The organism is Shinella sp. (genome assembly GCF_035998705.1).
Classification (GTDB): Bacteria; Pseudomonadota; Alphaproteobacteria; order Rhizobiales; family Rhizobiaceae; genus Shinella.
This window is the reverse complement of record NZ_DASYHH010000033.1, coordinates 1-20,391: the sequence shown is the minus strand read 5'-3', so window position 1 is coordinate 20,391 and position 20,391 is coordinate 1. Positions and strand designations below refer to the sequence as shown.

Below are 20,391 nucleotides of genomic sequence, written 5' to 3'. Positions count from 1 at the left end.
GCTATCCCTTGCTGCCGATCTTGCTTTCCGTGCCGCTCATCAGGCGGCTGATATTGGCCCGGTGTTTCCACCATGTGATGATGGTGAGCACGAGAAAGAGCAGCGCCACCTTCTCGTGACCGAGAAACCACAATACAACCGGAGATACCGCGGTTGCAACTAGGGCAGAGAGCGAAGAATAACGGGTGAGATAGGCAAGCCCGATCCACACGGCGGCGAAGACGGCGAGCATGACCGGCACGAGGCCGAGCAGGAGGCCGACATAGGTCGCCACACCCTTGCCCCCCTTGAAGCCGAGCCAGACGGGGAAGAGGTGGCCGAGGAAGGCGGCAAAGCCCGCGGCGATGCCGGCATCCAGCCCCCAGCGCGAGGCAATGGCGGCAGCCGCCGTGCCCTTCAGCGCATCGAGCAGCAGGGTTGCGGCGGCGAGTTTCTTGTTGCCGGTGCGCAAGACGTTGGTCGCGCCGATATTGCCGGAGCCGATCTGGCGCACGTCGCCGAGCCCCGCCATGCGGGTGAGGATCAGGCCGAACGGAATGGAGCCGAGAAGATAGCCGAAGGCAAGCGCGGCAAGCGTCGCCAAGGCGCCGAGCTGCCAGGTAAAGATGTCGGACATGTTTGCTCCCCCATTCCGATTGTCTGCATTCCGTGGCCGTGGATCCGCGGGTCGAGCCCGAGGATGACGAAAGAAGGAAGGTGGGAAGACCTTGAGGAACGCTGCCGCATGCCGCACCGATTGGTGGGCTTGCCGACATTTCCTCCCCTCCGTCATCCTCGGGCTTGACCCGAGGACCCACACCCGAAAGACCGACGTCCCTTTCAGCCCAGCGAATGCACCCGTTTGCCGGCAACATAGGTGCTAACCGCGCGCCCCGTAAAGCGGGCATCTTCGAAAGGCGTGTTCTTCGAACGCGAGACGAAGGTGTCCTTGGTGGCAAGCCAGGGCTCGTCCAGGTCGATCAGCACGATATCGGCGCGCGCCCCCGGTGCGAGCGTCCCGGCATCGAGGCCGAAGATCTTTGCCGGGCGCGTCGAGAGCGCATCGATCAGCCGCATCAGCGGGACTTCGCCGCTGTGATGCAGCCGCAGCGCCGCCGCCAGCATGGTTTCAAGCCCGATCGCGCCATCTTCCGCATCGGCAAAGGGCAGGCGCTTGGTATCGACGTCCTGCGGATCGTGCGAGGAGACGATGATGTCGATCTCGCCCCGGGCAAGCGCATCGACCATGGCCTTGCGATCGTCCTCACCGCGCAACGGCGGCGAGAGCTTGAAGAAGGTGCGGTATTCGCCGATGTCGTTCTCGTTCAGCGTCAGGTGGTTGATCGAGATGCCGCAGGTGACGTTCGCGCCGCGCTCGCGGGCGATCTTCACGGCCTCCGCCGATTCCGGCACCGAAATCTGCGCGGCATGGTAGGCGCCGCGCGTCAGGCCGGCGATGCGCAGGTCCCGTTCGAGCGGGATCAGTTCCGCCTCGCGCGGGCTTCCCGAAAGGCCGAGCCAGCTTGCGAGCAGCCCCTCGTTCATGACGCCGCCGGCGCCGAGATATTTGTCGCGGGTTTCGAGCGCGATGACGCCGCCGAATTCGCGGGCATAGGTCATGGCGCGGCGCAGCACCTGGGCATTGTGCATCGGGTTGCGGCCATTGGTGAAGGCGACGGCGCCGGCGGCCTGGAGCAGGCCGAACTCCGTCATCTCCTCGCCCTTCAGCCCCTTGGTGAGGGCGGCAGCCGGGTGGATGTTGACGATCGCCTTGTCGCGGGCGTTCTTCAGCACGAATTCGACCAGTGCGATATCGTCGATCACCGGATCGGTGTCCGGCATGGTGATGAAGGTCGTCACACCGCCTGCGGCTGCCGCACGCGACGCCGATTCGATCGTCTCGCGGTGTTCGCCACCCGGTTCGCCCACGAAGACGCGGGCATCGACGAGGCCGGGAGCGGCGATCAGGCCCTTGCCGTCGACGATCTCGGCACCGTCCGGCGCGCCCTGGTTCTGCGCGCCGCTGCCGATCCCGGCGATCTTGCCGTTGACGATCACGATCGAGCCGTTTTCATCGACGTTGCGCGAGGGGTCGAGGATGCGGAGGTTCTTGAGGACGGTCGTGCGGCTCATGCGCGGGGTCCCTGGTTTTGCGAAAGAAGAAGCATTTCCATCACGGCCATGCGCACGGCGACGCCCATCTCGACCTGCTGCTCGATGACGCTCTGCGGCCCGTCGGCAATCTCCGAGGCGATCTCGACGCCGCGGTTCATCGGGCCGGGATGCATGACGAGCGCATCGTCCTTCGCCGCCTTCAGCTTTTCCGCATCAAGGCCGTAATAGTGGAAATATTCCCGCACCGACGGCACGAAGGCGCCGGACATGCGCTCGCGCTGCAGGCGCAGCATCATCACGACGTCGGCATCCTTCAGGCCTTCCGCCATGGAGTGGTAGACCTCGGCGCCCATGTCGGCGATGCCCGAAGGCAGCAGCGTGGCGGGGGCGACGACGCGCACGCGCGCGCCCATGGCGTTGAGCAGCAGGATATTGGAGCGGGCGACACGCGAATGCAGCACGTCGCCGCAGATCGCCACGATGATGCGCGAAAGCTTGCCCTTGGCGCGGCGGATGGTCAGCGCGTCGAGCAACGCCTGTGTCGGATGCTCGTGCTGGCCGTCGCCGGCATTGACCACCGCGCAGGAGACTTTTTGCGCCAGCAGCGCTGCCGCACCGGCGGAGGAATGGCGCACCACCAGCACGTCCGGATGCATGGCGTTCAGCGTCATCGCCGTGTCGATCAGCGTTTCGCCCTTTTTCACCGATGAATTGCCGACGGACATGTTCATCACGTCGGCGCCGAGGCGCTTGCCGGCGAGCTCGAAGGAGGCCTGCGTGCGGGTGGAGGCTTCGAAGAACAGATTGATCTGCGTCAGGCCGCGCAGCGTCGACGTTTTCTTCTCCCGCTGCCGGGAGATCTTGACCGCCTCGTCGGCGCGGTCGAGCAGCAGGGTAATGTCCTGCTCGGTCAAACCCTTGATGCCGAGAAGGTGGCGATGCGGAAAGAAGTCCATAAAACTCCGCCTCAACTGTCGTGGATATGCGGGGTCTATAGAGTGTAGGTTCCGTCGCGGCAAGGCGGCGACACGCGCCTTTCGTGCATTCCCACGCTTTTGTGAGGGCGCAAGTGCCGCAGCGCGCAACGCCCCGTTTCGCCCCGCCGCGACTTGGGCTAGAACCCGCTCATGACTCGCGACACCCGCACCGAACAGAAATTCGCCGATCTCAACCAGCCGCCGCTCTGGTCGGGCATCAATGCCTATCGTTCCGACCCGCTCCTGGTCGACGCCACGGACGCGATGCCGAAGGGCTTGCGCGACGAGTTCGACACGATCGGCCGCTATGTGACCTCGCCGGAAGCGCAGGAACTCGCGCGCATGGCGAACGAGAGCCCGCCGCAACTGCGCACGCACGGGCCACGCGGCGAGCGTCTGGATGTCGTCGATTTCCACCCGGCCTGGCACGCCCTGATGCGCCGCTCCATGGCGACGGGCCTGCATTCCTCGCTGTGGGAAAACGTGCCGGACGAGCAGGGCCGGGCGCACCGGGCGCGCGCCGTGCGCTTCTACCTGACGGCCCAGCTCGAATGCGGCCATCTCTGCCCGTTGACGATGACCAGCGCCTCGGTCGCAGCGCTCTCCACCTCGCCGCAGGTGCAGCGCGAATGGGGCCGAAAGATCCTGTCGCGCAAATACGATTCGACCAACAAGCCCGCCATGCAGAAGACCGCCGTCACCATCGGCATGGGCATGACGGAAAAGCAGGGCGGCACGGATGTGCGCGCCAACACCTCGACGGCCGAACGCCTCGGCGAGGGCATCTACCGGCTGACGGGCCACAAGTGGTTCATGTCCGCGCCGATGAGCGACGGTTTTGTGATGCTGGCGCAGACCCGCGAGGGCGTCGGCTGCTTCCTCGTGCCGCGCCTGCTGGAGGATGGCTCCACCAACGGCCTGCGCTTCCAGCGCCTGAAGAACAAGATCGGCAACCGCTCCAATGCCTCCTCCGAGGTCGAGTTCTCCGAAACCTTCGGGTTCCTGCTCGGCACGCCCGATGCCGGCATCCGCACCATCCTCGACATGGTGACGCTGACCCGGCTCGACTGCGCGCTGGCCTCGTCCGGCGTCATGCGCGCTTCGCTGGCTGAAGCCGTACACCACACCCGCGGCCGTCAGGTCTTCGGCAAGCCGCTCGTCGCCCAGCCGATCATGACCCGCGTGCTCGCCGACATGGCGCTCGACGTTGCCGCCGCGACTGCGCTCTCGCTGCGCCTTGCCGAAGCTTTCGACAAGGCACGCGACAGCGCCGAAGACGCCGCCTATGCCCGCATCATGACGCCGGTGACGAAATACTGGTGCTGCAAGATCGCGCCCGCGCTGATCTACGAGGCGATGGAGTGCATCGGCGGCAGCGGCTATGTCGAGGAGCGCCCGATCGCGCGGCACTACCGCGAGGCGCCGGTCAACGCGATCTGGGAAGGGTCCGGCAATGTCATGGCGCTCGACCTGATGCGCGTCATCGGCCGGGGCAGGGACCTGTTCGAGATGCTCTTCGCCGGGCTTGCCCGCGACCTCGGCTCGGCCGGCAAGAAGACGGTGGACGTGCTGCGCGCGGCATTGTCGCTCTGCGAGCGCGACGAGGGCGCCGCCCGCATGCTGGTCGAGCAGTTGGCGCTCGCCTCGGCGGCCGCCGAATTCTACCGCGCCGGTGCCGGTCGCATTGCCGATGCGTTCCTGGAAACGCGCCTCGCCTCCGGCTGGCGCTCGACCTACGGCATGCTCGATTCGCGCTTCGATTCGGCCTATATCGTCGACCTGCTCTATCCGCCGGCGAGATAGGCCGTCGCCGCCAGCACCATCGGAATGGTGAAGAAGGACGCGATCGTCTGGAGCGTCGCGACGGCGGCGTAGAGCGGCGCGTCGCCACCCATCTGTTTTGCCAGCACATAGCCGTTCATCGCGGTGGGTACGCTGGCACCCATGGCGATCGTCAACAGCGGCTCGCCGCGCATGCCGAGCGCATAGGCGGCCCAGGTCATGACCAGCGGCATGAAGATCAGCTTCAGCACCACCGGCAGCATTGCCAGCGGGCGCGGCCTCAGCGCATCGACGAGCTTCAGCCCGGCGCCGACCATGATGAGACCGAGGCTGAGCGAGGCGTCCGCGACCTGTTCGGCCGCCTGCATCAGCGGGTCGTAGATCCGGATACCCGCGAGATTGACGGCGACACCGAGCACGGAGCCGATGATCATGGGATTGGTGACGATCTTGTGCAGGAAGGTTTTCAGGCTGCGCGTGCCGCCGCCGAACCAGACGAGAACACCGATATTGTAGAAATTGATCGGGATGATGATCAGCGTCGCCACCAGCGCGACGAGCGCGAGGCTTTGCGGGCCATAGAGCTTTTCGGCGATCGCCAGCGCGATGAAGGCGTTCCAGCGCGTCGACGTCTGGAAGACCGAGGTGTAGGCCGGCCCCGAGACGTTCGCCGCGCGAAAGAGCGGCCAGCAAAGCGCCAGAAGGCCCGCGATGAGCGTCACCGAGCCGATCGAGCCGAGCGCCACGCTGCCGGCGGCAATGCCGGAAAACTCCGCATTGGCAAGCGTCGTGAACAGGAGGCAGGGGAACAGCACGAAGAAGCCGAGCTGCTCGAGCCCGTTCCACATGTCGCGGTCGATCAGCCGCCAGCGCTTGAGCAGCGTTCCCAGCACGACGAGCAGGAAGACGGGGAGGATGCTTTCGAAGATGGCGAGCATGGAACCGGATCGGCAGAGGAATGATCCCCGCTCATTCCATGCCTTGGCGGGTCTGGCAAGGCTCGGGCCGGCGAGCGGCCATGTGGATATTAACCTTAACGAAGGGTTTACATTGCGCGATCAGGGTTAACCGGTGAAGGTGGCGTTTACCTGGTGTTAACCATGTGAGCGAGTGCTGAGTATGGCCAGAACGGCCCGGATTTCGGTCATGACGACCCTGTTTTGCTTCGTGGCGGTGGATATTGCCGTGCCGCTTCTCGTGCTTGTCGCGGGCGTGGCGGTGAGCGAGATCATCTTCGCGGCCGGCGACCTTCTCGTGATGAAGAGGAGGGCGGCATGAAGTGGTTCCTGTTCCTGTGGGCCGGTCCGATCGCGCTTCTGGGCAGCTGGTACGGGCTCTCCTACTACGACATGAATTTCGGCGTCTTCATGCTGACGCGCGATGCGCATGACCTGGTGTTCCAGATCTACGGCCACATTCTCGGCATTCCGCCGGAAGACCTGCCGCCGCTCGTGCTGCGCGCCATCATCTTCGACAGTTTCCTGGTGCTCGGCCTCATCGCCTTCCGCCGCCGCAAGCAGATCCGGGCCTGGTGGCAGGCCCGCCGTCAGTCGTCTTCGGATGCCCTTGCCAGCGACGAAAGCCTGTCCAGCGCGCCCTGAAGGATGAAGGAGGCGGCGGCCGAATCGATGCGTTCGGCCCGCTTCTTGCGCGACACATCCATCTCGATCAGCGTGCGCTCCGCCGCCACCGTCGACAGCCGCTCGTCCCAGTAGACGAAGGGAATGTCGGTCTTGTCCGCCATCGAGCGCACGAAGGCGCGCGTCGCCTGGACGCGCGGGCCGGCGCTGCCGTCCATGTTCACCGGCAGGCCGATGACGAAGGCGACGACCTTCTCCTTGGCGGCGAAAGCCAGCAGCACCTCGGCATCCTGGGTGAATTTCACGCGTTTCAAAACCTGCCGCGGCGTTGCGAGCCGACGGCCGATATCCGAAACCGAAAGGCCGATGGTCTTGGTGCCGAGGTCGAGGCCGGCGATCGGCTGGCCGGGGGCGAGAATGCCGGCCAGTTCCTCCAGTGTCAGCGTCGCCATGGCCAGACCCTTCTCAGCGCTTGCGGACGAATTCGGTGCGCAGCACCAGGCCTTTGATGGCATCGTGCCGGCAGTCGATCTCTTCGGGGTTTTCGGTGAGGCGGATCGTCTTGATGACGGTGCCCTGTTTCAGCGTCTGCCCGGCGCCCTTCACCTTGAGGTCCTTGATCAGCACGACCGAATCGCCATCGGCAAGCACGGTGCCGCTGGCATCGCGCACCACATTGCCCGCCGCCTTCTCCGCCGCGATCTCCGATGCCGGGCGCCATTCGCCTGTCGCTTCGTCATAGATATAATCGTCGTCGGCCATGGTGGCTCCTTGTGAGGACATTTGGGAAAGTCACGCTTATAACGATCGCGCGGCGGATGGAAACGACAATCGCCGGGCCTATATTCCGCAAGCATTCAAACAGGAGACCCTCCATGAAGATTACCTGGCTCGGCCATTCCGCCTTCCGCATCGAAACGGCGAAAGCCAAGATCCTCATCGACCCGTTCTTCACCGGCAATCCCGCCTTCGACGAATCGACCCGCAAGGACGCCGTGGCCGGCCTCACCCATGTGCTGCTCACCCACGGCCACGGCGACCATGTCGGCGACACCATCCAGATCGCCCGGGAAACCGGCGCGACGGTGCTGGCAAATGCCGATCTTGCCGCCTGGCTCGGCAAGAAGGGCGTCGAAAAGCTCGAAATGGGCAATACCGGCGGCACCGTGCATTTCGACGGTTTTTCCACCACCTTCGTCAATGCGCTGCACTCCTCCGCGCAGATCACCGAGGACGGCGTTTCCCATTCGCTCGGCAGCGCCAACGGCCTCGTCCTGCATTTCGAGAACGATCCGACGCTCTACCATATGGGCGACACGGACATCTTCTCCGACATGGCGCTGATCCAGGAACTGCACCAGCCGGAAATCGGCCTCGTGCCGATCGGCGACCGTTTCACCATGGGCGGTGCCGTGGCGGCTCTCGCCTGCCAGCGCTTCTTCAAGTTCGACACCGTCATTCCCTGCCACTACGGCTCCTTCGGCATCATCGACCAGACGGCTGACCTCTTCGTGCAGGCGATGGACGGTGCATCGGCGAAGATCGAGGTGCCGGGCGTCGGCAGCGTCGTCTCGCGCTGAGCCGCCGGAAAACGGGCGAGGGGGCGTGGAAGGGGCCATTCCCCCGTTGCGCCCCTTGGGCTTGGTCATTATAGCGGGTAGGAAAATCCCACCGGAGCTTACCATGTCCGTAGATCTAGCCACCGTGAAGCGCGTCGCGCGCCTTGCCCGCATCGCCGTCAGCGAGGAAGAGGCAAACCGCATGACGGGCGAATTGAACGGCATCCTCGGCTTCGTCGAGCAGCTTTCCGAGGTGAATGTCGAGGGCGTCGAGCCGATGACCTCGGTCACGCCGATGGTGATGCGCAAGCGCGAAGATATCGTCAACGACGGCAGCAAGGCCGATGACATCGTCGCCAACGCGCCGGCCACCGACCGCAATTTCTTCCAGGTTCCGAAGGTTGTGGAGTAATCCTTGACCGTCACCATCGCCGTCGAAAGCCCGCTCACGGATGAGGTTCGCACGCTGATCGCGGAGCTGAACACGATCCTGCTCGCGCTGTCGCCGCCGGAGGCCTGCTACCACCTCACCGTCGAGCAGATGGCCGAGCCGACCGTGACGGTCTGGATCGCCCGCGACGGCGACACCGTCGTCGGTTGCGGCGCGCTGAAGCGCCATTCCGAGACCACGGGCGAGGTGAAGCGCATGTTCACCCGGCCGGCCTGGCAGGGGCAGGGCATCGGCCGGCGCATCCTCGGCGAAATCCTTAGCGTCGCCGAGCGGGAGGAGCTGAAGACGCTCGTGCTCGAAACCGGCGACCAGCACCCGGCGGCCTGGGCGATCTACGAGAAGGCCGGCTTTACCCGCTGCGGCCCCGTGCTCGACTATCCGGCTTCACCGTTTTCCGTATTTTACCAAAAGCAGCTTCTCGCTGCCTGACCCGAAGTGACCGCACCATGACCGATCTGACCCGCCTGACCATTGCCGAAGCCCGCGAAAAGCTCGGCGCCAAGGAGATCACCGCCGTCGAGCTTACGGACGCCTATCTCGGCGCGATCGAGGCGGCGAACCCGGCGATCAACGCCTATGTCGCCGTCACGCCGGACAAGGCGCGTGCAATGGCCAAGGCCTCCGACACCCGCATCGCCGAAGGCAAGGCCGGCGCGCTGGAAGGCATCCCGCTCGGCATCAAGGACCTGTTCGCCACCGAAGGCGTACACACCCAGGCCTGCAGCCACATCCTCGACGGTTTCCAGCCGAAATACGAATCGACCGTCACCCAGAACCTCTGGAACGACGGCGCCGTCATGCTCGGCAAGCTGAACATGGACGAGTTCGCCATGGGCTCCTCCAACGAGTCCTCTTATTACGGCCCGGTCAAGAACCCGTGGCGCGCCACGGGCTCCAACCTCGATCTCGTGCCCGGCGGCTCGTCGGGCGGTTCGGCCGCAGCCGTCGCCGCGTTCCTGTGCGCCGGTGCTACCGCGACGGATACCGGCGGCTCGATCCGCCAGCCCGCCGCCTTCACCGGCACCGTCGGCATCAAGCCGACCTATGGCCGCTGCTCGCGCTGGGGCATCGTCGCCTTCGCCTCGTCGCTCGACCAGGCAGGTCCGATCGCCCGCGACGTGCGCGACGCTGCGATCCTGCTCAAGTCCATGGCCAGCGTTGACGCCAAGGACACGACCTCCGTCGATCTGCCGGTGCCGGATTACGAAGCCGCGCTTGGCCAGTCGCTGAAGGGCATGCGCATCGGCATCCCGCGCGAATACCGCGTCGACGGCATGCCGGAGGAAATCGAAGCGCTCTGGCAGCAGGGCATCGCCTGGCTGAAGGATGCCGGCGCCGAGATCGTCGACATTTCCCTGCCGCACACGAAATATGCCCTTCCGGCCTATTACATCGTGGCGCCTGCGGAAGCCTCGTCGAACCTCGCCCGCTACGACGGCGTGCGCTACGGCCTGCGCGTCGACGGCAAGGACATCGTCGACATGTACGAGAAGACGCGCGCGGCCGGCTTCGGCACCGAGGTCAAGCGCCGCATCATGATCGGCACCTACGTTCTCTCCGCCGGCTACTACGACGCCTATTATCTCCAGGCCCAGAAGGTGCGCACGCTGATCAAGCGCGACTTCGAACTCGCCTTCAACGCCGGCGTCGACGCGATCCTCACCCCCGCCACCCCTTCCTCGGCCTTCGGCATCGCCGACGAGGACCTCGCGTCCGATCCGGTGAAGATGTATCTCCAGGACATTTTTACCGTCACGGTGAACATGGCCGGCCTGCCGGGCCTCTCCGTACCCGCCGGTCTCGACCACAAGGGCCTGCCCCTCAGCCTCCAGCTCATCGGCAAGCCCTTCGAGGAGGACATCCTCTTCAAGACCGCCCATGTCATCGAACAGGCCGCCGGCCGGTTTTCGCCGAACAAATGGTGGTAAGGGGCAAATAGCCCCTCATCCCGCTGCCGCGACCTTCTCCCCGCAGGCGGGGAGAAGGGATATGCCGCGCCGTTTTCCCTAACCTCAACCCGATCGCAGGCCACGTCCCCGCTTCCCGCTTGCGGGGAGAGGGTTAGGGTGAGGGGCAGCCCTAGGCACCGCTTTCATCGTCCAAAACGTGTCGTAACGGCAACACCTGCCGTTACGAGAGGCGTGCCTGCGCCTTTTTCGCTTGATCCCCGCACAAGTCGAGAATAAACGCGCCCTCCCGGTCGTTCAGCCGGTGCGGATGTCAACGGATGGAGTTTCACGCTCCTCCCGCGCGAGGCGGCCCTGCCGTCGTCGTGTACGGATGCCGCACCATGAAGACTGGTTTGCGGACCTAGCTCAGCGGTAGAGCGCCGGACATTCCTCCGGAGGTCGCGGGTTCGATTCCCGTTGTCTGCTCCATTGGATAGCTCAGTGGTAGAGCATCAGACTGTTACTCTGACTGTGGAAGGTTCGAATCCTTCTCCAAACAGCCTTCCAAGCTGTCTCGATATCCGGTCCGGGGACCGGACTGCGGACGGCGGACCGGGGTAACCCGGAAAGCCCGACGCCGGACGTTTGCGGTCCGGTTCGCGGTGACGGCCAAGCCGCCTTCCGGCCAGCGAGGGAGCGTGACGCTCCCGAGCCCGCCGAAAGGCCGCGCGGTCCTCTCCCGAAAGCCCACCGCCGATGGCCGCCATCCGGTCCTCGGATCACTGTTCGCATGCCCCGCCCGCGGGTTCCCCGGGCGATCAGGGTTTCTCAGGGAACTGACAAGACAACTTGCCGATGCCAAACGACATCATCAACGAAAGGAAGATCGGTTCGTGACGTAGCGTATGACCCGAAGGAGCAAGACCAATGACGACGTTTCTCGATATGATTTTGGGGCGCCAGCGCGTCCTCGTGAAGGCCAACGAACGCGTGCTCGCCCTCTACAGGGGAGAGGTGCTCGGCATTTTCGGACCGGGTGAACACGCCCTGCCGAACCGCCGCGGCATGCTCGAGCTGGAGCGCCACGACGTCAACCGCCCGGCCTTCGCTTCCGCCTACGAGAAGCCGTTGTTCGATACGCTCCCGGAGGTGGCACGCCGTGAACTGACGGTCTTGCGGACCGGCAGCCGCGAGATGACGGTGGTCGAACGCGACGGCGAGCTCTTTGCGGTGCTGGCGCCGAACCAGAAGCTCGTGGTGTGGAATGCGGCAGGGCCGTGGACCGAGACGCGCGTCGATCTCAAGGATCGGCTCGACATCGATCCGGAGCTGATGCGCCGGCTGACGCGCGCCCGCCGCACGGAGCTGACGACGGCCTTCGTCGTCAACGACGGTCAGGTCGGTCTGCTCTTCGTCGACGGGACGCACCAGCGCATGCTGGAGCCGGGCGCGCACGCCTTCTGGAATGTCGGCAAGACGATCCAGGTGCGCGTGGTCGACCTGAAGCGCCAGTCGCTCGACGTGACCGGTCAGGAACTGCTCACCCGGGACAAGGTCACGATCCGGGTGAACATTTCCGCCGAATACCGCGTCGCCGACCCGCTGAAGGCGGTCTCGGAGGTGAAGGACTTTGCCGATGCCCTATACCGCGCATTGCAGTTCGCCTTCCGCCAGACGCTCGGCACGCTGACGCTCGACCAGATCCTTGAGCGCAAGGTGACGGTCAATGCGGAGGCTGCCGAGAAGGTGCGCGCCGACATGGCGGCGATCGGGATCGAGGTCTCGGCCATCGAGCTCAAGGACGTGATCCTGCCGGGCGAGATGCGCGATCTCCTCAACCAGGTCGTCGCTGCGGAAAAGCAGGCCGAAGCCAACATCATCCGCCGCCGCGAGGAAACGAACGCCACCCGTTCGCTGCTCAACACGGCCAAGGTGATGGCGGAAAACCCGGTCATGCTGCGGCTGAAGGAGCTCGAAGCGCTCGAAGCCATCGCCGGAAAGGTGGAGCGCCTGACCATCCACAACGGGACGGCGGGCCTGATGAACGATATCGTCCAGCTCCGCGACAAGTAAGGGATCGCCCGGCCGGCAAGGCCGGGCGGTTCCGTTTTGCGACAACGCTCCCCATCATCTCCGTGGATAGACCTTCGGCTCTCTCGCCAAGGGCGGGGTGCAGTGCTTTGATGGCGACATGATCACCGTTCGCAATGCCCGTGAAGAGGATGTTTTGGCCATCGTCGAAATCGGCGTCCGGGCCTGGGAACAGGCTGTCGTCGGTGTCGCCGATCTACAGGTGCGGCGCGACCATGCCCGCAATGCCTTCCAGCAGTTTCTCGGCCAGCACTGGCTGCGGGTGAGCGTGGCCGAATTCGACGGCGGGCTTGCCGGCTGGGCCTCGCGCGAATCCCTCGACGACGAGATCACCGACCTCTGGGTCGATCCGCCCCATCAGAAAAAGGGTGTCGGCGCGGCATTGCTTGCCGTCATGGAGGCGGAAATCGTCGCCGCCGACTTCGAGGCCGCACGGCTCCAGACCCATGCGCGCAACACGGCGGCCGTGGGGTTCTTCCAGAAGCATGGCTATTCCGTCAGCTGGCTTTCCGTCGATTATTCCGAGCGCCTCGACAGGGATGTGGAATCGATCGGCCTGCGCCGGCAGCTCGTCGAGGATGCGCCGATCGGCTATGGGCCGGACGGGTTTTGAGGGGGAGGCGGGGCTTTCGCCGCGCCTCCCGTCTTTCTATTGCCCGCCCTTGTTATTGATTGTCCAGTTGCGAGCGCACCAGCTCCAGCCCGCGCTGCGTGATGCGGTAGGGCCTGCCGCCGGAGGAGGCGATGCTGCGCCGGCGCTTCAGCTTGCGGAAGAGCGCGATATCGAGCCCGCTGGCGCGCCAGCCGTCCCGCGTGATGCAGGCGACCGTTACGATCTTCCGGTTTTCGTCTTTTTCGATGTCGATCCGGCCGCCCTGGGCGAGCAGGTGGAGAATGCGCTGTTCGGCGCGGGAAATGTCCATTGTCTTGAGAAATCCGTCTGGCGTTCGAATGAACGCGAAAAAACGTTCCGCCACCGGTCAGGTGGCAGGGTTCATCGTTTTTTCCGACCCTGCGCGCATTGGTGAGCGGGCAGGGTCCTCAGCAGGTCTCAGACGAGTTGGACATCAAAACTCCATTCACGGATGTCCCGAAATAACCGGGACGGCCGCGAACGTCAATGCGCCGACCAGATCAGCGAATGGTGCAGCATGACGCCGGTCTTCACGCCATCGGCGGCGGCAATCGAGATATTCGCCGGGCCGAGCGCGATGTCGCCGGCGGCATAAAGCCCGGGGAGCGACGTCTGGCCGGTCTCGTCAGTCTGGATGATCTTGCCGACCGGCGTCTCCTTCAGCGTGAGGCCGCGATCTTTCGGGATCGCGCTACGCACCCGCGCTTCCGGCATGACGAAGAGCGCCTTGACCAGCGTCGGAATGCCCAGCCCGGTCTCGACGGAGAGCGTGCCGTTCGGTCCGTCCGCGATTGCCGTGACGCGGCCCGGCCGCAGTTTCACGGCGCGCTGTTCCAGCAAGGCGAGGGTTGCATCGTCCGGCTCCGGCGTCCCGTTGGTGAAGAGCGTCACGCCGCCCCAATCGGCGACGAGCGTCGCGAAGCGCGCCGCATCCGCCGTGCGGGCGAGCACGCCGACCGGACCGCCGCCGACCTCATAGCCGTGGCAATAGGGGCAATGCAGCACCGTCTTGCCCCAGCGCTCGGCAAGACCGGGCACATCCGGCAGCTGGTCTTCGAAGCCGGTGGCGAGCAGCACGCGCCGGGCGTCGATCCGCCCGCCATCGCCGGTAAGGATGGAAAAGCCGTCGATCTCGCCCTCCAGCTTTTCGGCCGGCGCATCGCGGAAAGTCACGGTCTCGTAGACGGCAAGCTGGCGGCGGGCGTCGGCCAGAATATCGCCCCCCGGCCGGCCATCCTGCGCGAGAAAACCGTGCGAATGCGGCGAGAAGCGGTTGCGCGGTTCGCCGGTGTCGAGAATGGTGATGCGGCGGCGGGCGCGGGCGAGCTGCATGGCAGCGGAAAGGCCGGCAAAGCCCCCGCCGATGATGATGGCATCTTCGGTCATGGTGGATCCTTTCATGGAACAAGCGGCATCGTTCGCCCGGCGGGTGCCGGTCGTTCGATGCGGGTCTTTGGAATTGGCTGCCGTCAGCCCGTATCGGCCCGGCACTGTTTTACCGCCATCCGAAAGTCGGCGGCGAGATCGGCAAGCGTCGTGCCGGAAAACCGCGCCATCAGGATTGCTTCCGCATCCTTCAGCGCATCGCCGATCACCCGGTTGACGGATTGCTCGACCACGCAGCCCGGCATTTCCGTCGCCGGGCCGATCTGGAAGACGATCGGCTCGCCAAGCGCATTGTAGATGTCGAGCAGCGAGATCTCGGCAAGCGGCTTGGCAAAGTGCCAGCCGCCGCCATGGCCGCGGCCGGATTGCACGATGCCGGCATCGCGAAGCCCGGCCATGGTGCGCCGCACGACGACGGCATTGGTGTCGAGGCAGAGCGCGAGATCGTCCGAGGTCATCGGCGTTTCGCGCTCGGCCATGTGCATGAGTGCGTGAAGCACGGCGGACAGGCGGCTGTTTCTTTTCATGTAACAATAATAGTTACGAAACGTGCAGCCTGTCAACACATGCTGGCGAGCGAGATATCAGCCGGCATGCAACATCTGGTACAGGGAAGGGCCGAAGATCAGCGCCGTCGGGATCAACACCGCGTGCAGGATCAGGATCGCCATCAACTGCGTGCGAAACGGCTCCTTGCGCGTCTTGTGCCGCAGCAACCGTTGCGCGGCAAAGGCGCCGAGGCTGCCGCCGATGAGCGCGAATTGCAGCAGCCGCGCTTCGGAAACGCGCCAATGGCCATCCCGCGCGGCCTCCTTGTCCCACCAGAAGACGCAGAACGTCACGACGTTGACGAGAAGGAAAATGATCAGAAGCGTTGTTGCCGTGCTCATCGCCTGTCTTTAGCCGATCATCCTTGCGGTCTGGCTAACGACGGCGCGCCGCACCCGCTGAAAACCTTGCGCGGCCTCCCCATATGTTCTACCGAGACAGCAATCGAAGACACCCCAGCCAAGAGCCTGCCATGACCCTCGTCGACGTCCGCACCCCCGATCCGAAACGCTTCATTCCCGGCGCCACCGGCGATTGGGAAGTCATTATCGGCATGGAGGTGCACGCGCAGGTTCTCTCGAATTCCAAGCTGTTCTCCGGCGCCTCCACCGAGTTCGGCAAGGCGCCGAATGCCAACGTTTCGCTCGTCGACGCCGCCATGCCCGGCATGCTGCCCGTCATCAACGAGGAATGCGTGCGCCAGGCCGTGCGCACCGGCCTCGGCCTCAAGGCGCAGATCAACCACCGCTCGATCTTCGACCGCAAGAACTACTTCTATCCCGACCTGCCGCAGGGCTACCAGATCTCGCAGTTCAAGGACCCGATCGTCGGCGAGGGCAAGATCGTCATCTCGCTCGGCCCCGACCGCCAGGGCAACTTCGAGGATATCGAGATCGGTATCGAGCGTCTGCACCTGGAGCAGGATGCCGGCAAGTCGATGCACGACCAGCATCCGACCATGTCCTATGTCGACCTCAACCGTTCGGGCGTGGCGCTGATGGAGATCGTCTCCAAGCCGGACATGCGCTCGTCCGACGAGGCCAAGGCCTATATGACGAAGCTGCGCTCCATCGTGCGCTATCTCGGCACCTGTGACGGCAACATGGACGAGGGCTCCATGCGCGCCGACGTCAACGTTTCCGTGCGCCGTCCGGGCGAAGGGTTCGGCACGCGCTGCGAGATCAAGAACGTCAACTCCATTCGCTTCATCGGCCAGGCGATCGAATACGAAGCCCGCCGCCAGATCGGCATTCTCGAGGATGGCGGCTCGATCGACCAGGAAACCCGTCTCTTCGATCCCGGCAAGGGCGAGACGCGCTCCATGCGCTCGAAGGAAGACGCGCACGACTACCGCTACTTCCCCGATCCGGACCTGCTGCCGCTGGAGTTCGACAACGAATTCGTCGGCAAACTTCTGGCCGACTTGCCGGAACTGCCGGACGACAAGAAGATCCGTTTCGTCAAGGATCTGGGCCTCTCGGTCTACGACGCCTCGGTGCTCGTCTCGGAAAAGGCGATCGCCGATTATTACGAGGCCGTGGCCGCCGGCCGCGACGGCAAGATTGCCGCCAACTGGGTCATCAACGACCTGCTGGGCGCCTTGAACAAGGACGGCAAAGCCATTGAAGAGACTCCGGTTTCGCCCGATCAGCTCGGCGGCATCATCGATCTCATCAAGGACGGCACGATCTCCGGCAAGATCGCCAAGGACCTGTTCGAGATCGTCTGGACCGAGGGCGGCAACCCGGCCGACATCGTCGAGACGCGCGGCATGAAGCAGGTGACCGACACCGGCGCCATCGAGAAGGCCGTCGACGAGATCATCGCCGCCAACCCGGACCAGGTGGCCAAGGTTCTGGCCAAGCCGACGCTTGCCGGCTGGTTCGTCGGTCAGGTGATGAAGGCGACGGGCGGCAAGGCCAACCCGCAAGCCGTGCAGGCGCTCGTCAAGGCCAAGCTCGGCCTGGAGGACTGATCCCGTGTTCTTCGTCCGCACGGCTTCCGAGAGCGATCTTGCAAAGGTCAGCGCGCTATTGGGCGAGACCTGGCACGCGACCTATGACGCCCTCTACGGTGCCGACAAGGTAAGCCAGATCACCGCGCGCTGGCATGCCGTGCCGGCGCTGAAAAGCCGGCTGGAGCGCAAGGACGCGGAATTCGTCGTGGCCGACAACGGCAAGGAGCTTGCCGGCATGGGCTATGCCGCCATGTGGAAGGAGCGGCCGAAGACGGTTCTCCTGCACCAGCTCTATGTATTGCCGCGTTACCAGCGCCAGGGCATCGGCCGCGACATGTTCGCCGAACTCGAAACCTGCTTTCCCGATGCCAATGCCATGCTGCTGGAAGTCGATCCGCGCAACGACGCGGCGGTGGCCTTCTATGCCGCACATGGCTTCGTCAAGGTCGGCGAGGCCAAGCACACGGCGGACGACGTTTCCGGCGTGCCGCTGCATGTCTACGAGAAGCCGCTCGGCGGCTGAGTGCGGCGAAAAGGCGTGTGCGAAGGCGCGGGAATCGCTGGACATTCCGGCGCCCGCGCGCCATAAGCGGAAGAATATTCAGTCGCGGGCCGCGCTCCAGGCATGGCCCTGCCAAGGATGCCTGCCCATGAAGCTCCTCACGCAGATTTTCACCTGGTGGAACGGTCAGACGATCGGCACCCGTTTTCACACCTGGCGCTTCGGCACCAAGGTCGGCGAAGACGAATTGGGCAATGTCTACTATCAGGGCACGGCCAAGGATTCCGAAGGCCGCACGCGCCGCTGGGTGATCTATAACGGTTATGCCGATGCCTCCGCCATTCCGCCGGGCTGGCACGGCTGGATGCACCACCGCACCGACGTTTCGCCCGCCGACGAGGACTACAAGCCGCGTGAATGGCAGAAGGGGCACCGCCCGAACGGCACCGGCAGCGCGCAGGCCTATCGCCCGCCGGGCTCGATTGCCGTGGCCGGCGAGCGTCCGCGCGTGACGGGCGACTACGACGCCTGGACGCCGGGCAACTGATACCGATTTGGCCACAATTCGCCGGTAGCTCGAAGCGACCGGCGAAAACCGGTGCAGATCGCAGGAGACGGCATTCATGACATTCGGGTTTTTTCGGGCAAACGCCGGACGGCGGTTCGTTTCGGTCGCGCTTGCGGCCGTCGCCGTCGTCGCGACCCCCGTCCTGTCCCAGGCCGCGCGGGTGGAAAACCCAGTCGCCGTCTTCTCCGGCATCGACAAGATCACCGGCCGCATCACCAATTTCGACGTCTATATCGGCGAGACGGTGCAGTTCGGTGCGCTGCAGGTGACGCCGAAAGTCTGCTACAGCCGCGACGATACCGAGGCGCAGAAGGTCACCACCTTCGTCGAAGTCGACGAAATCACGCTCGACCGCAAGATCCGCCGCATCTTCACCGGCTGGATGTTCGCCGACAGCCCCGGCCTCAACGCCGTCGAGCACCCCGTCTATGACGTCTGGCTCATCGAGTGCAAGGCCAAGTCCGACGTACCGCCGCCGGAAGACGCCGAGACGAAGGCCGAGTAAAGGCTGCGTTTGGGTGGATCCTCGGGTCAAGCCCGAGGATGACGGAGGGGAGGGAGTGCGGCCGGCCTCCGTCAAACGGTGCGGCATGCGTCAGTGTTCTATATTTGTCCTGCTTCTCTTCCGTCATCCTCGGGCTTGACCCGAGGATCCACCACCGCAAACGCGACTCATCCCTCAAAACGGCAGATGGGGTGACGCAAGCGCGTTTGCCAGCATGTCCTCGTATTCGGTCTTCGGCACGTCGATCGCCCCGAATGACTTCAGGTGCTCGGTGGTGAACTGCGTGTCGAGCAGGCGGAAGCCGCGGGCCTTGAGCCGCTCCACGAGATGCACGAGGCAGATCTTTGAGGCGTCGGTGCGGCGGGAGAACATGCTCTCGCCAAAGAAGGCCGCGCCCAGCGAGACGCCGTAGAGCCCGCCGATGAGGCGGCCGCCCTCCCAAGCCTCGACCGAATGCGCATGCCCCATGCGGTGCAGCGTTCCGTAGAGCGAGCGAATTTTTGCATTGATCCAGGTGGAGGGGCGGTCCGGAGCGGCTTCGGCGCAGGCGGCCATCACCGCGTCGAAGGCGGTGTCGAAGCGGATGTCGAAGGGGTTCTTGCGGATGGTTTTCGCAAGGCTGCGCGAGACGTGGAAATCATCCAGCGGGATGACGCCCCGCATGTCCGGCTCGACCCAGAAGAGCTCCGGGTCGTCCGCCGAATCGGCCATCGGGAAGAGCCCGATGGAATAGGCGCGCAAAAGCAGTTCCGGCGTGATTTCCGGGTGCCGTCCGCGACGCCCTGCCATAACCGACGCCCCTCAGGCGTCGGTCTTGTCGGCCAGATAATTCTCCAGCCAATGGATGTCGTAATCGCCGTTGGCGATGTCCTGGTTGCCGATCAGGTCCTGGAACAGCGGCAGCGTCGTCTTGATGCCGTCGATGACGAACTCGTCGAGCACGCGGCGCAGGCGCATCATGCATTCGACGCGGGTGCGGCCGTGCACGATGAGCTTGCCGATCAGGCTGTCGTAGTAGGGCGGGATCCTGTAGCCCTGATAGGCGCCCGAATCGACGCGCACGCCAAGGCCGCCCGGTGCATGGAAATGCGTGATCGTGCCCGGCGAGGGCACGAAGGTGCGCGGGTCTTCGGCGTTGATGCGGCACTCGATGGCGTGGCCGGAGAAGACGATGTCTTCCTGGCGCACCGAGAGGCCGGCACCCGAGGCGACGCGGATCTGCTCGTGCACGAGGTCGATGCCGGTGATCGCTTCGGTGATCGGATGCTCCACCTGAAGGCGGGTGTTCATTTCGATAAAATAGAACTCGCCGTTCTCGTAGAGGAACTCGACCGTGCCGGCGCCGCGATATTTCAGCTTCATCATGGCGTCGGCGCAGATCTGGCCAATCTTCATGCGCTGCTCGACATTGAGGGCCGGGGAATTCGCCTCTTCCCAGACCTTCTGGTGGCGGCGCTGCAAGGAGCAGTCGCGTTCACCCAGATGCACCGCATTGCCCATGCCATCGCCGACGACCTGGATTTCGATATGGCGCGGCTTGCCGAGGTATTTTTCCATGTAGACGGCATCGTTGCCGAAGGCGGCGAGCGCCTCGGAACGGGCCGTCGAGACGGCTTCCTCGAGATCGGCCTCGTTCTTGGCGACCTTCATGCCGCGGCCGCCGCCGCCGGCGGTTGCCTTGATCAGCACGGGAAAGCCGATCTGGCGGGCGATTTCCAGCGCGTTCTCCGGCTTCACCTCGCCTTCGGAGCCCGGAACGACCGGGATGCCGAGTTCCTGCGCCGTCTTCTTGGCGGTGATCTTGTCGCCCATGATGCGGATGTGCTCCGCCGTCGGGCCGATGAAGGTGATGCCATGCGCGTCGAGA

25 protein-coding genes and 1 tRNA gene are annotated in these 20,391 nt (G+C 64.7%); 14 read left to right on the top strand and 12 right to left on the bottom strand.

Translation table 11 applies throughout. The annotated features are described in order from the left end of the window. Position 1: 1 nt before the first annotated feature. The 3 genes from plsY to VGN93_RS28345 form a co-directional block, all read right to left on the bottom strand. Positions 2 to 616 carry a glycerol-3-phosphate 1-O-acyltransferase PlsY gene (gene plsY, locus VGN93_RS28355; RefSeq protein ID WP_327510270.1) on the bottom strand — a complete coding sequence of 205 codons (615 nt, stop codon included), beginning with the start codon at positions 614 to 616 and terminating at the stop codon, positions 2 to 4. 203 nt (positions 617 to 819) lie between these two features. Next, positions 820 to 2,112 (bottom strand): dihydroorotase, encoded by a 1,293-nt coding sequence (locus tag VGN93_RS28350; RefSeq protein ID WP_327510269.1) that lies wholly within the window; start codon positions 2,110 to 2,112, stop codon positions 820 to 822. Beyond that, positions 2,109 to 3,050, bottom strand: a complete 942-nt coding sequence (locus tag VGN93_RS28345; RefSeq protein ID WP_327510268.1) for an aspartate carbamoyltransferase catalytic subunit — start codon at positions 3,048 to 3,050, stop codon at positions 2,109 to 2,111. Before VGN93_RS28345 ends, VGN93_RS28350 begins: the two co-directional genes overlap by 4 nt. Positions 3,051 to 3,221: 171 nt before the next feature. Between VGN93_RS28345 and VGN93_RS28340 the strand changes: the two genes are divergently transcribed. Then, a complete protein-coding gene (locus VGN93_RS28340; RefSeq protein ID WP_327510267.1) occupies positions 3,222 to 4,874 on the top strand; it encodes an acyl-CoA dehydrogenase family protein in 1,653 nt (550 codons plus the stop codon). On the opposite strand, the gene VGN93_RS28335 is transcribed toward VGN93_RS28340, so the two are convergent. Further along, a complete protein-coding gene (locus VGN93_RS28335) occupies positions 4,856 to 5,791 on the bottom strand; it encodes an AEC family transporter (protein WP_327510266.1) in 936 nt (311 codons plus the stop codon). The two genes, VGN93_RS28340 and VGN93_RS28335, sit on opposite strands and share 19 nt — an antisense overlap. A gap of 208 nt (positions 5,792 to 5,999) precedes the next feature. Between VGN93_RS28335 and VGN93_RS28330 the strand changes: the two genes are divergently transcribed. Next, positions 6,000 to 6,131 (top strand): hypothetical protein, encoded by a 132-nt coding sequence (locus tag VGN93_RS28330; protein ID WP_256119034.1) that lies wholly within the window; start codon positions 6,000 to 6,002, stop codon positions 6,129 to 6,131. After that, positions 6,128 to 6,454 carry a DUF6105 family protein gene (locus VGN93_RS28325; protein ID WP_319312120.1) on the top strand — a complete coding sequence of 109 codons (327 nt, stop codon included), beginning with the start codon at positions 6,128 to 6,130 and terminating at the stop codon, positions 6,452 to 6,454. The genes VGN93_RS28330 and VGN93_RS28325 overlap by 4 nt, the downstream gene beginning before the upstream one ends. Here VGN93_RS28325 and ruvX read toward each other — a convergent pair. Continuing rightward, the gene (gene ruvX, locus VGN93_RS28320; RefSeq protein WP_327510265.1) at positions 6,400 to 6,885 is read right to left on the bottom strand and encodes a Holliday junction resolvase RuvX; all 486 of its coding nucleotides are present in this window, start codon (positions 6,883 to 6,885) and stop codon (positions 6,400 to 6,402) included. The genes VGN93_RS28325 and ruvX overlap by 55 nt on opposite strands. Before the next feature lie 13 nt (positions 6,886 to 6,898). Next, positions 6,899 to 7,195, bottom strand: coding sequence for an alkylphosphonate utilization protein (locus tag VGN93_RS28315; RefSeq protein WP_319312124.1), 297 nt, complete (start codon positions 7,193 to 7,195; stop codon positions 6,899 to 6,901). A 113-nt stretch (positions 7,196 to 7,308) separates the two neighbouring features. Between VGN93_RS28315 and VGN93_RS28310 the strand changes: the two genes are divergently transcribed. The 7 genes from VGN93_RS28310 (at position 7,309) to VGN93_RS28280 (ending at position 13,036) form a co-directional block, all read left to right on the top strand. Continuing rightward, the gene (locus tag VGN93_RS28310; protein WP_327510264.1) at positions 7,309 to 8,013 is read left to right on the top strand and encodes a metal-dependent hydrolase; all 705 of its coding nucleotides are present in this window, start codon (positions 7,309 to 7,311) and stop codon (positions 8,011 to 8,013) included. A 103-nt stretch (positions 8,014 to 8,116) separates the two neighbouring features. Further along, positions 8,117 to 8,404, top strand: a complete 288-nt coding sequence (gene gatC / locus VGN93_RS28305; RefSeq protein ID WP_327510263.1) for an Asp-tRNA(Asn)/Glu-tRNA(Gln) amidotransferase subunit GatC — start codon at positions 8,117 to 8,119, stop codon at positions 8,402 to 8,404. A gap of 3 nt (positions 8,405 to 8,407) precedes the next feature. After that, the gene (locus VGN93_RS28300; RefSeq protein WP_327510262.1) at positions 8,408 to 8,872 is read left to right on the top strand and encodes a GNAT family N-acetyltransferase; all 465 of its coding nucleotides are present in this window, start codon (positions 8,408 to 8,410) and stop codon (positions 8,870 to 8,872) included. Between the two features lie 17 nt (positions 8,873 to 8,889). Then, complete coding sequence (gatA, locus tag VGN93_RS28295; protein ID WP_327510261.1) at positions 8,890 to 10,371, top strand: Asp-tRNA(Asn)/Glu-tRNA(Gln) amidotransferase subunit GatA; 1,482 nt, start codon at positions 8,890 to 8,892, stop codon at positions 10,369 to 10,371. A gap of 376 nt (positions 10,372 to 10,747) precedes the next feature. After that, positions 10,748 to 10,821 (top strand) — tRNA-OTHER (locus tag VGN93_RS28290). 438 nt (positions 10,822 to 11,259) lie between these two features. Beyond that, on the top strand, positions 11,260 to 12,405 hold the full coding sequence (locus tag VGN93_RS28285; protein WP_327510260.1) for a slipin family protein: 1,146 nt from the start codon (positions 11,260 to 11,262) through the stop codon (positions 12,403 to 12,405). Positions 12,406 to 12,523: 118 nt separating this feature from the next. Next, positions 12,524 to 13,036, top strand: coding sequence for a GNAT family N-acetyltransferase (locus VGN93_RS28280; protein ID WP_327510259.1), 513 nt, complete (start codon positions 12,524 to 12,526; stop codon positions 13,034 to 13,036). A gap of 52 nt (positions 13,037 to 13,088) precedes the next feature. Here the strand turns inward: VGN93_RS28280 and VGN93_RS28275 are convergent, their stop codons facing one another. The 4 genes from VGN93_RS28275 to VGN93_RS28260 form a co-directional block, all read right to left on the bottom strand. Next, positions 13,089 to 13,346 carry a YjhX family toxin gene (locus tag VGN93_RS28275; protein WP_327510258.1) on the bottom strand — a complete coding sequence of 86 codons (258 nt, stop codon included), beginning with the start codon at positions 13,344 to 13,346 and terminating at the stop codon, positions 13,089 to 13,091. Between the two features lie 194 nt (positions 13,347 to 13,540). After that, positions 13,541 to 14,443, bottom strand: coding sequence for an NAD(P)/FAD-dependent oxidoreductase (locus tag VGN93_RS28270; RefSeq protein ID WP_327510257.1), 903 nt, complete (start codon positions 14,441 to 14,443; stop codon positions 13,541 to 13,543). 83 nt (positions 14,444 to 14,526) lie between these two features. Continuing rightward, positions 14,527 to 14,970 (bottom strand): Rrf2 family transcriptional regulator, encoded by a 444-nt coding sequence (locus VGN93_RS28265; RefSeq protein ID WP_327510256.1) that lies wholly within the window; start codon positions 14,968 to 14,970, stop codon positions 14,527 to 14,529. A 57-nt stretch (positions 14,971 to 15,027) separates the two neighbouring features. Next, positions 15,028 to 15,333, bottom strand: coding sequence for a DUF1294 domain-containing protein (locus VGN93_RS28260; RefSeq protein ID WP_327510255.1), 306 nt, complete (start codon positions 15,331 to 15,333; stop codon positions 15,028 to 15,030). A gap of 131 nt (positions 15,334 to 15,464) precedes the next feature. On the opposite strand from VGN93_RS28260, the gene gatB reads away from it, so the two are divergent. The 4 genes from gatB to VGN93_RS28240 all read left to right on the top strand — a co-directional run bounded on the left by gatB (position 15,465) and on the right by VGN93_RS28240 (position 18,524). Beyond that, the gene (gene gatB, locus VGN93_RS28255) at positions 15,465 to 16,967 is read left to right on the top strand and encodes an Asp-tRNA(Asn)/Glu-tRNA(Gln) amidotransferase subunit GatB (RefSeq protein WP_327510254.1); all 1,503 of its coding nucleotides are present in this window, start codon (positions 15,465 to 15,467) and stop codon (positions 16,965 to 16,967) included. 4 nt (positions 16,968 to 16,971) lie between these two features. After that, positions 16,972 to 17,472 carry a GNAT family N-acetyltransferase gene (locus VGN93_RS28250; RefSeq protein ID WP_319312146.1) on the top strand — a complete coding sequence of 167 codons (501 nt, stop codon included), beginning with the start codon at positions 16,972 to 16,974 and terminating at the stop codon, positions 17,470 to 17,472. Between the two features lie 127 nt (positions 17,473 to 17,599). Next, complete coding sequence (locus VGN93_RS28245; RefSeq protein WP_327510253.1) at positions 17,600 to 17,998, top strand: NADH:ubiquinone oxidoreductase subunit NDUFA12; 399 nt, start codon at positions 17,600 to 17,602, stop codon at positions 17,996 to 17,998. Positions 17,999 to 18,074: 76 nt separating this feature from the next. Beyond that, entirely contained in the window at positions 18,075 to 18,524 is a 450-nt protein-coding gene (locus VGN93_RS28240; RefSeq protein WP_319312150.1) for a DUF2155 domain-containing protein, read from the top strand. A gap of 174 nt (positions 18,525 to 18,698) precedes the next feature. Here VGN93_RS28240 and aat read toward each other — a convergent pair whose 3' ends face one another. Both aat and VGN93_RS28230 read right to left on the bottom strand, forming a co-directional pair. After that, a complete protein-coding gene (aat, locus tag VGN93_RS28235; protein WP_327510252.1) occupies positions 18,699 to 19,313 on the bottom strand; it encodes a leucyl/phenylalanyl-tRNA--protein transferase in 615 nt (204 codons plus the stop codon). 12 nt (positions 19,314 to 19,325) lie between these two features. After that, positions 19,326 to 20,391, bottom strand: a 1,066-nt coding sequence (locus VGN93_RS28230; RefSeq protein WP_327510251.1) for an acetyl-CoA carboxylase biotin carboxylase subunit, incomplete at its 5' end; no start/stop codon positions are given.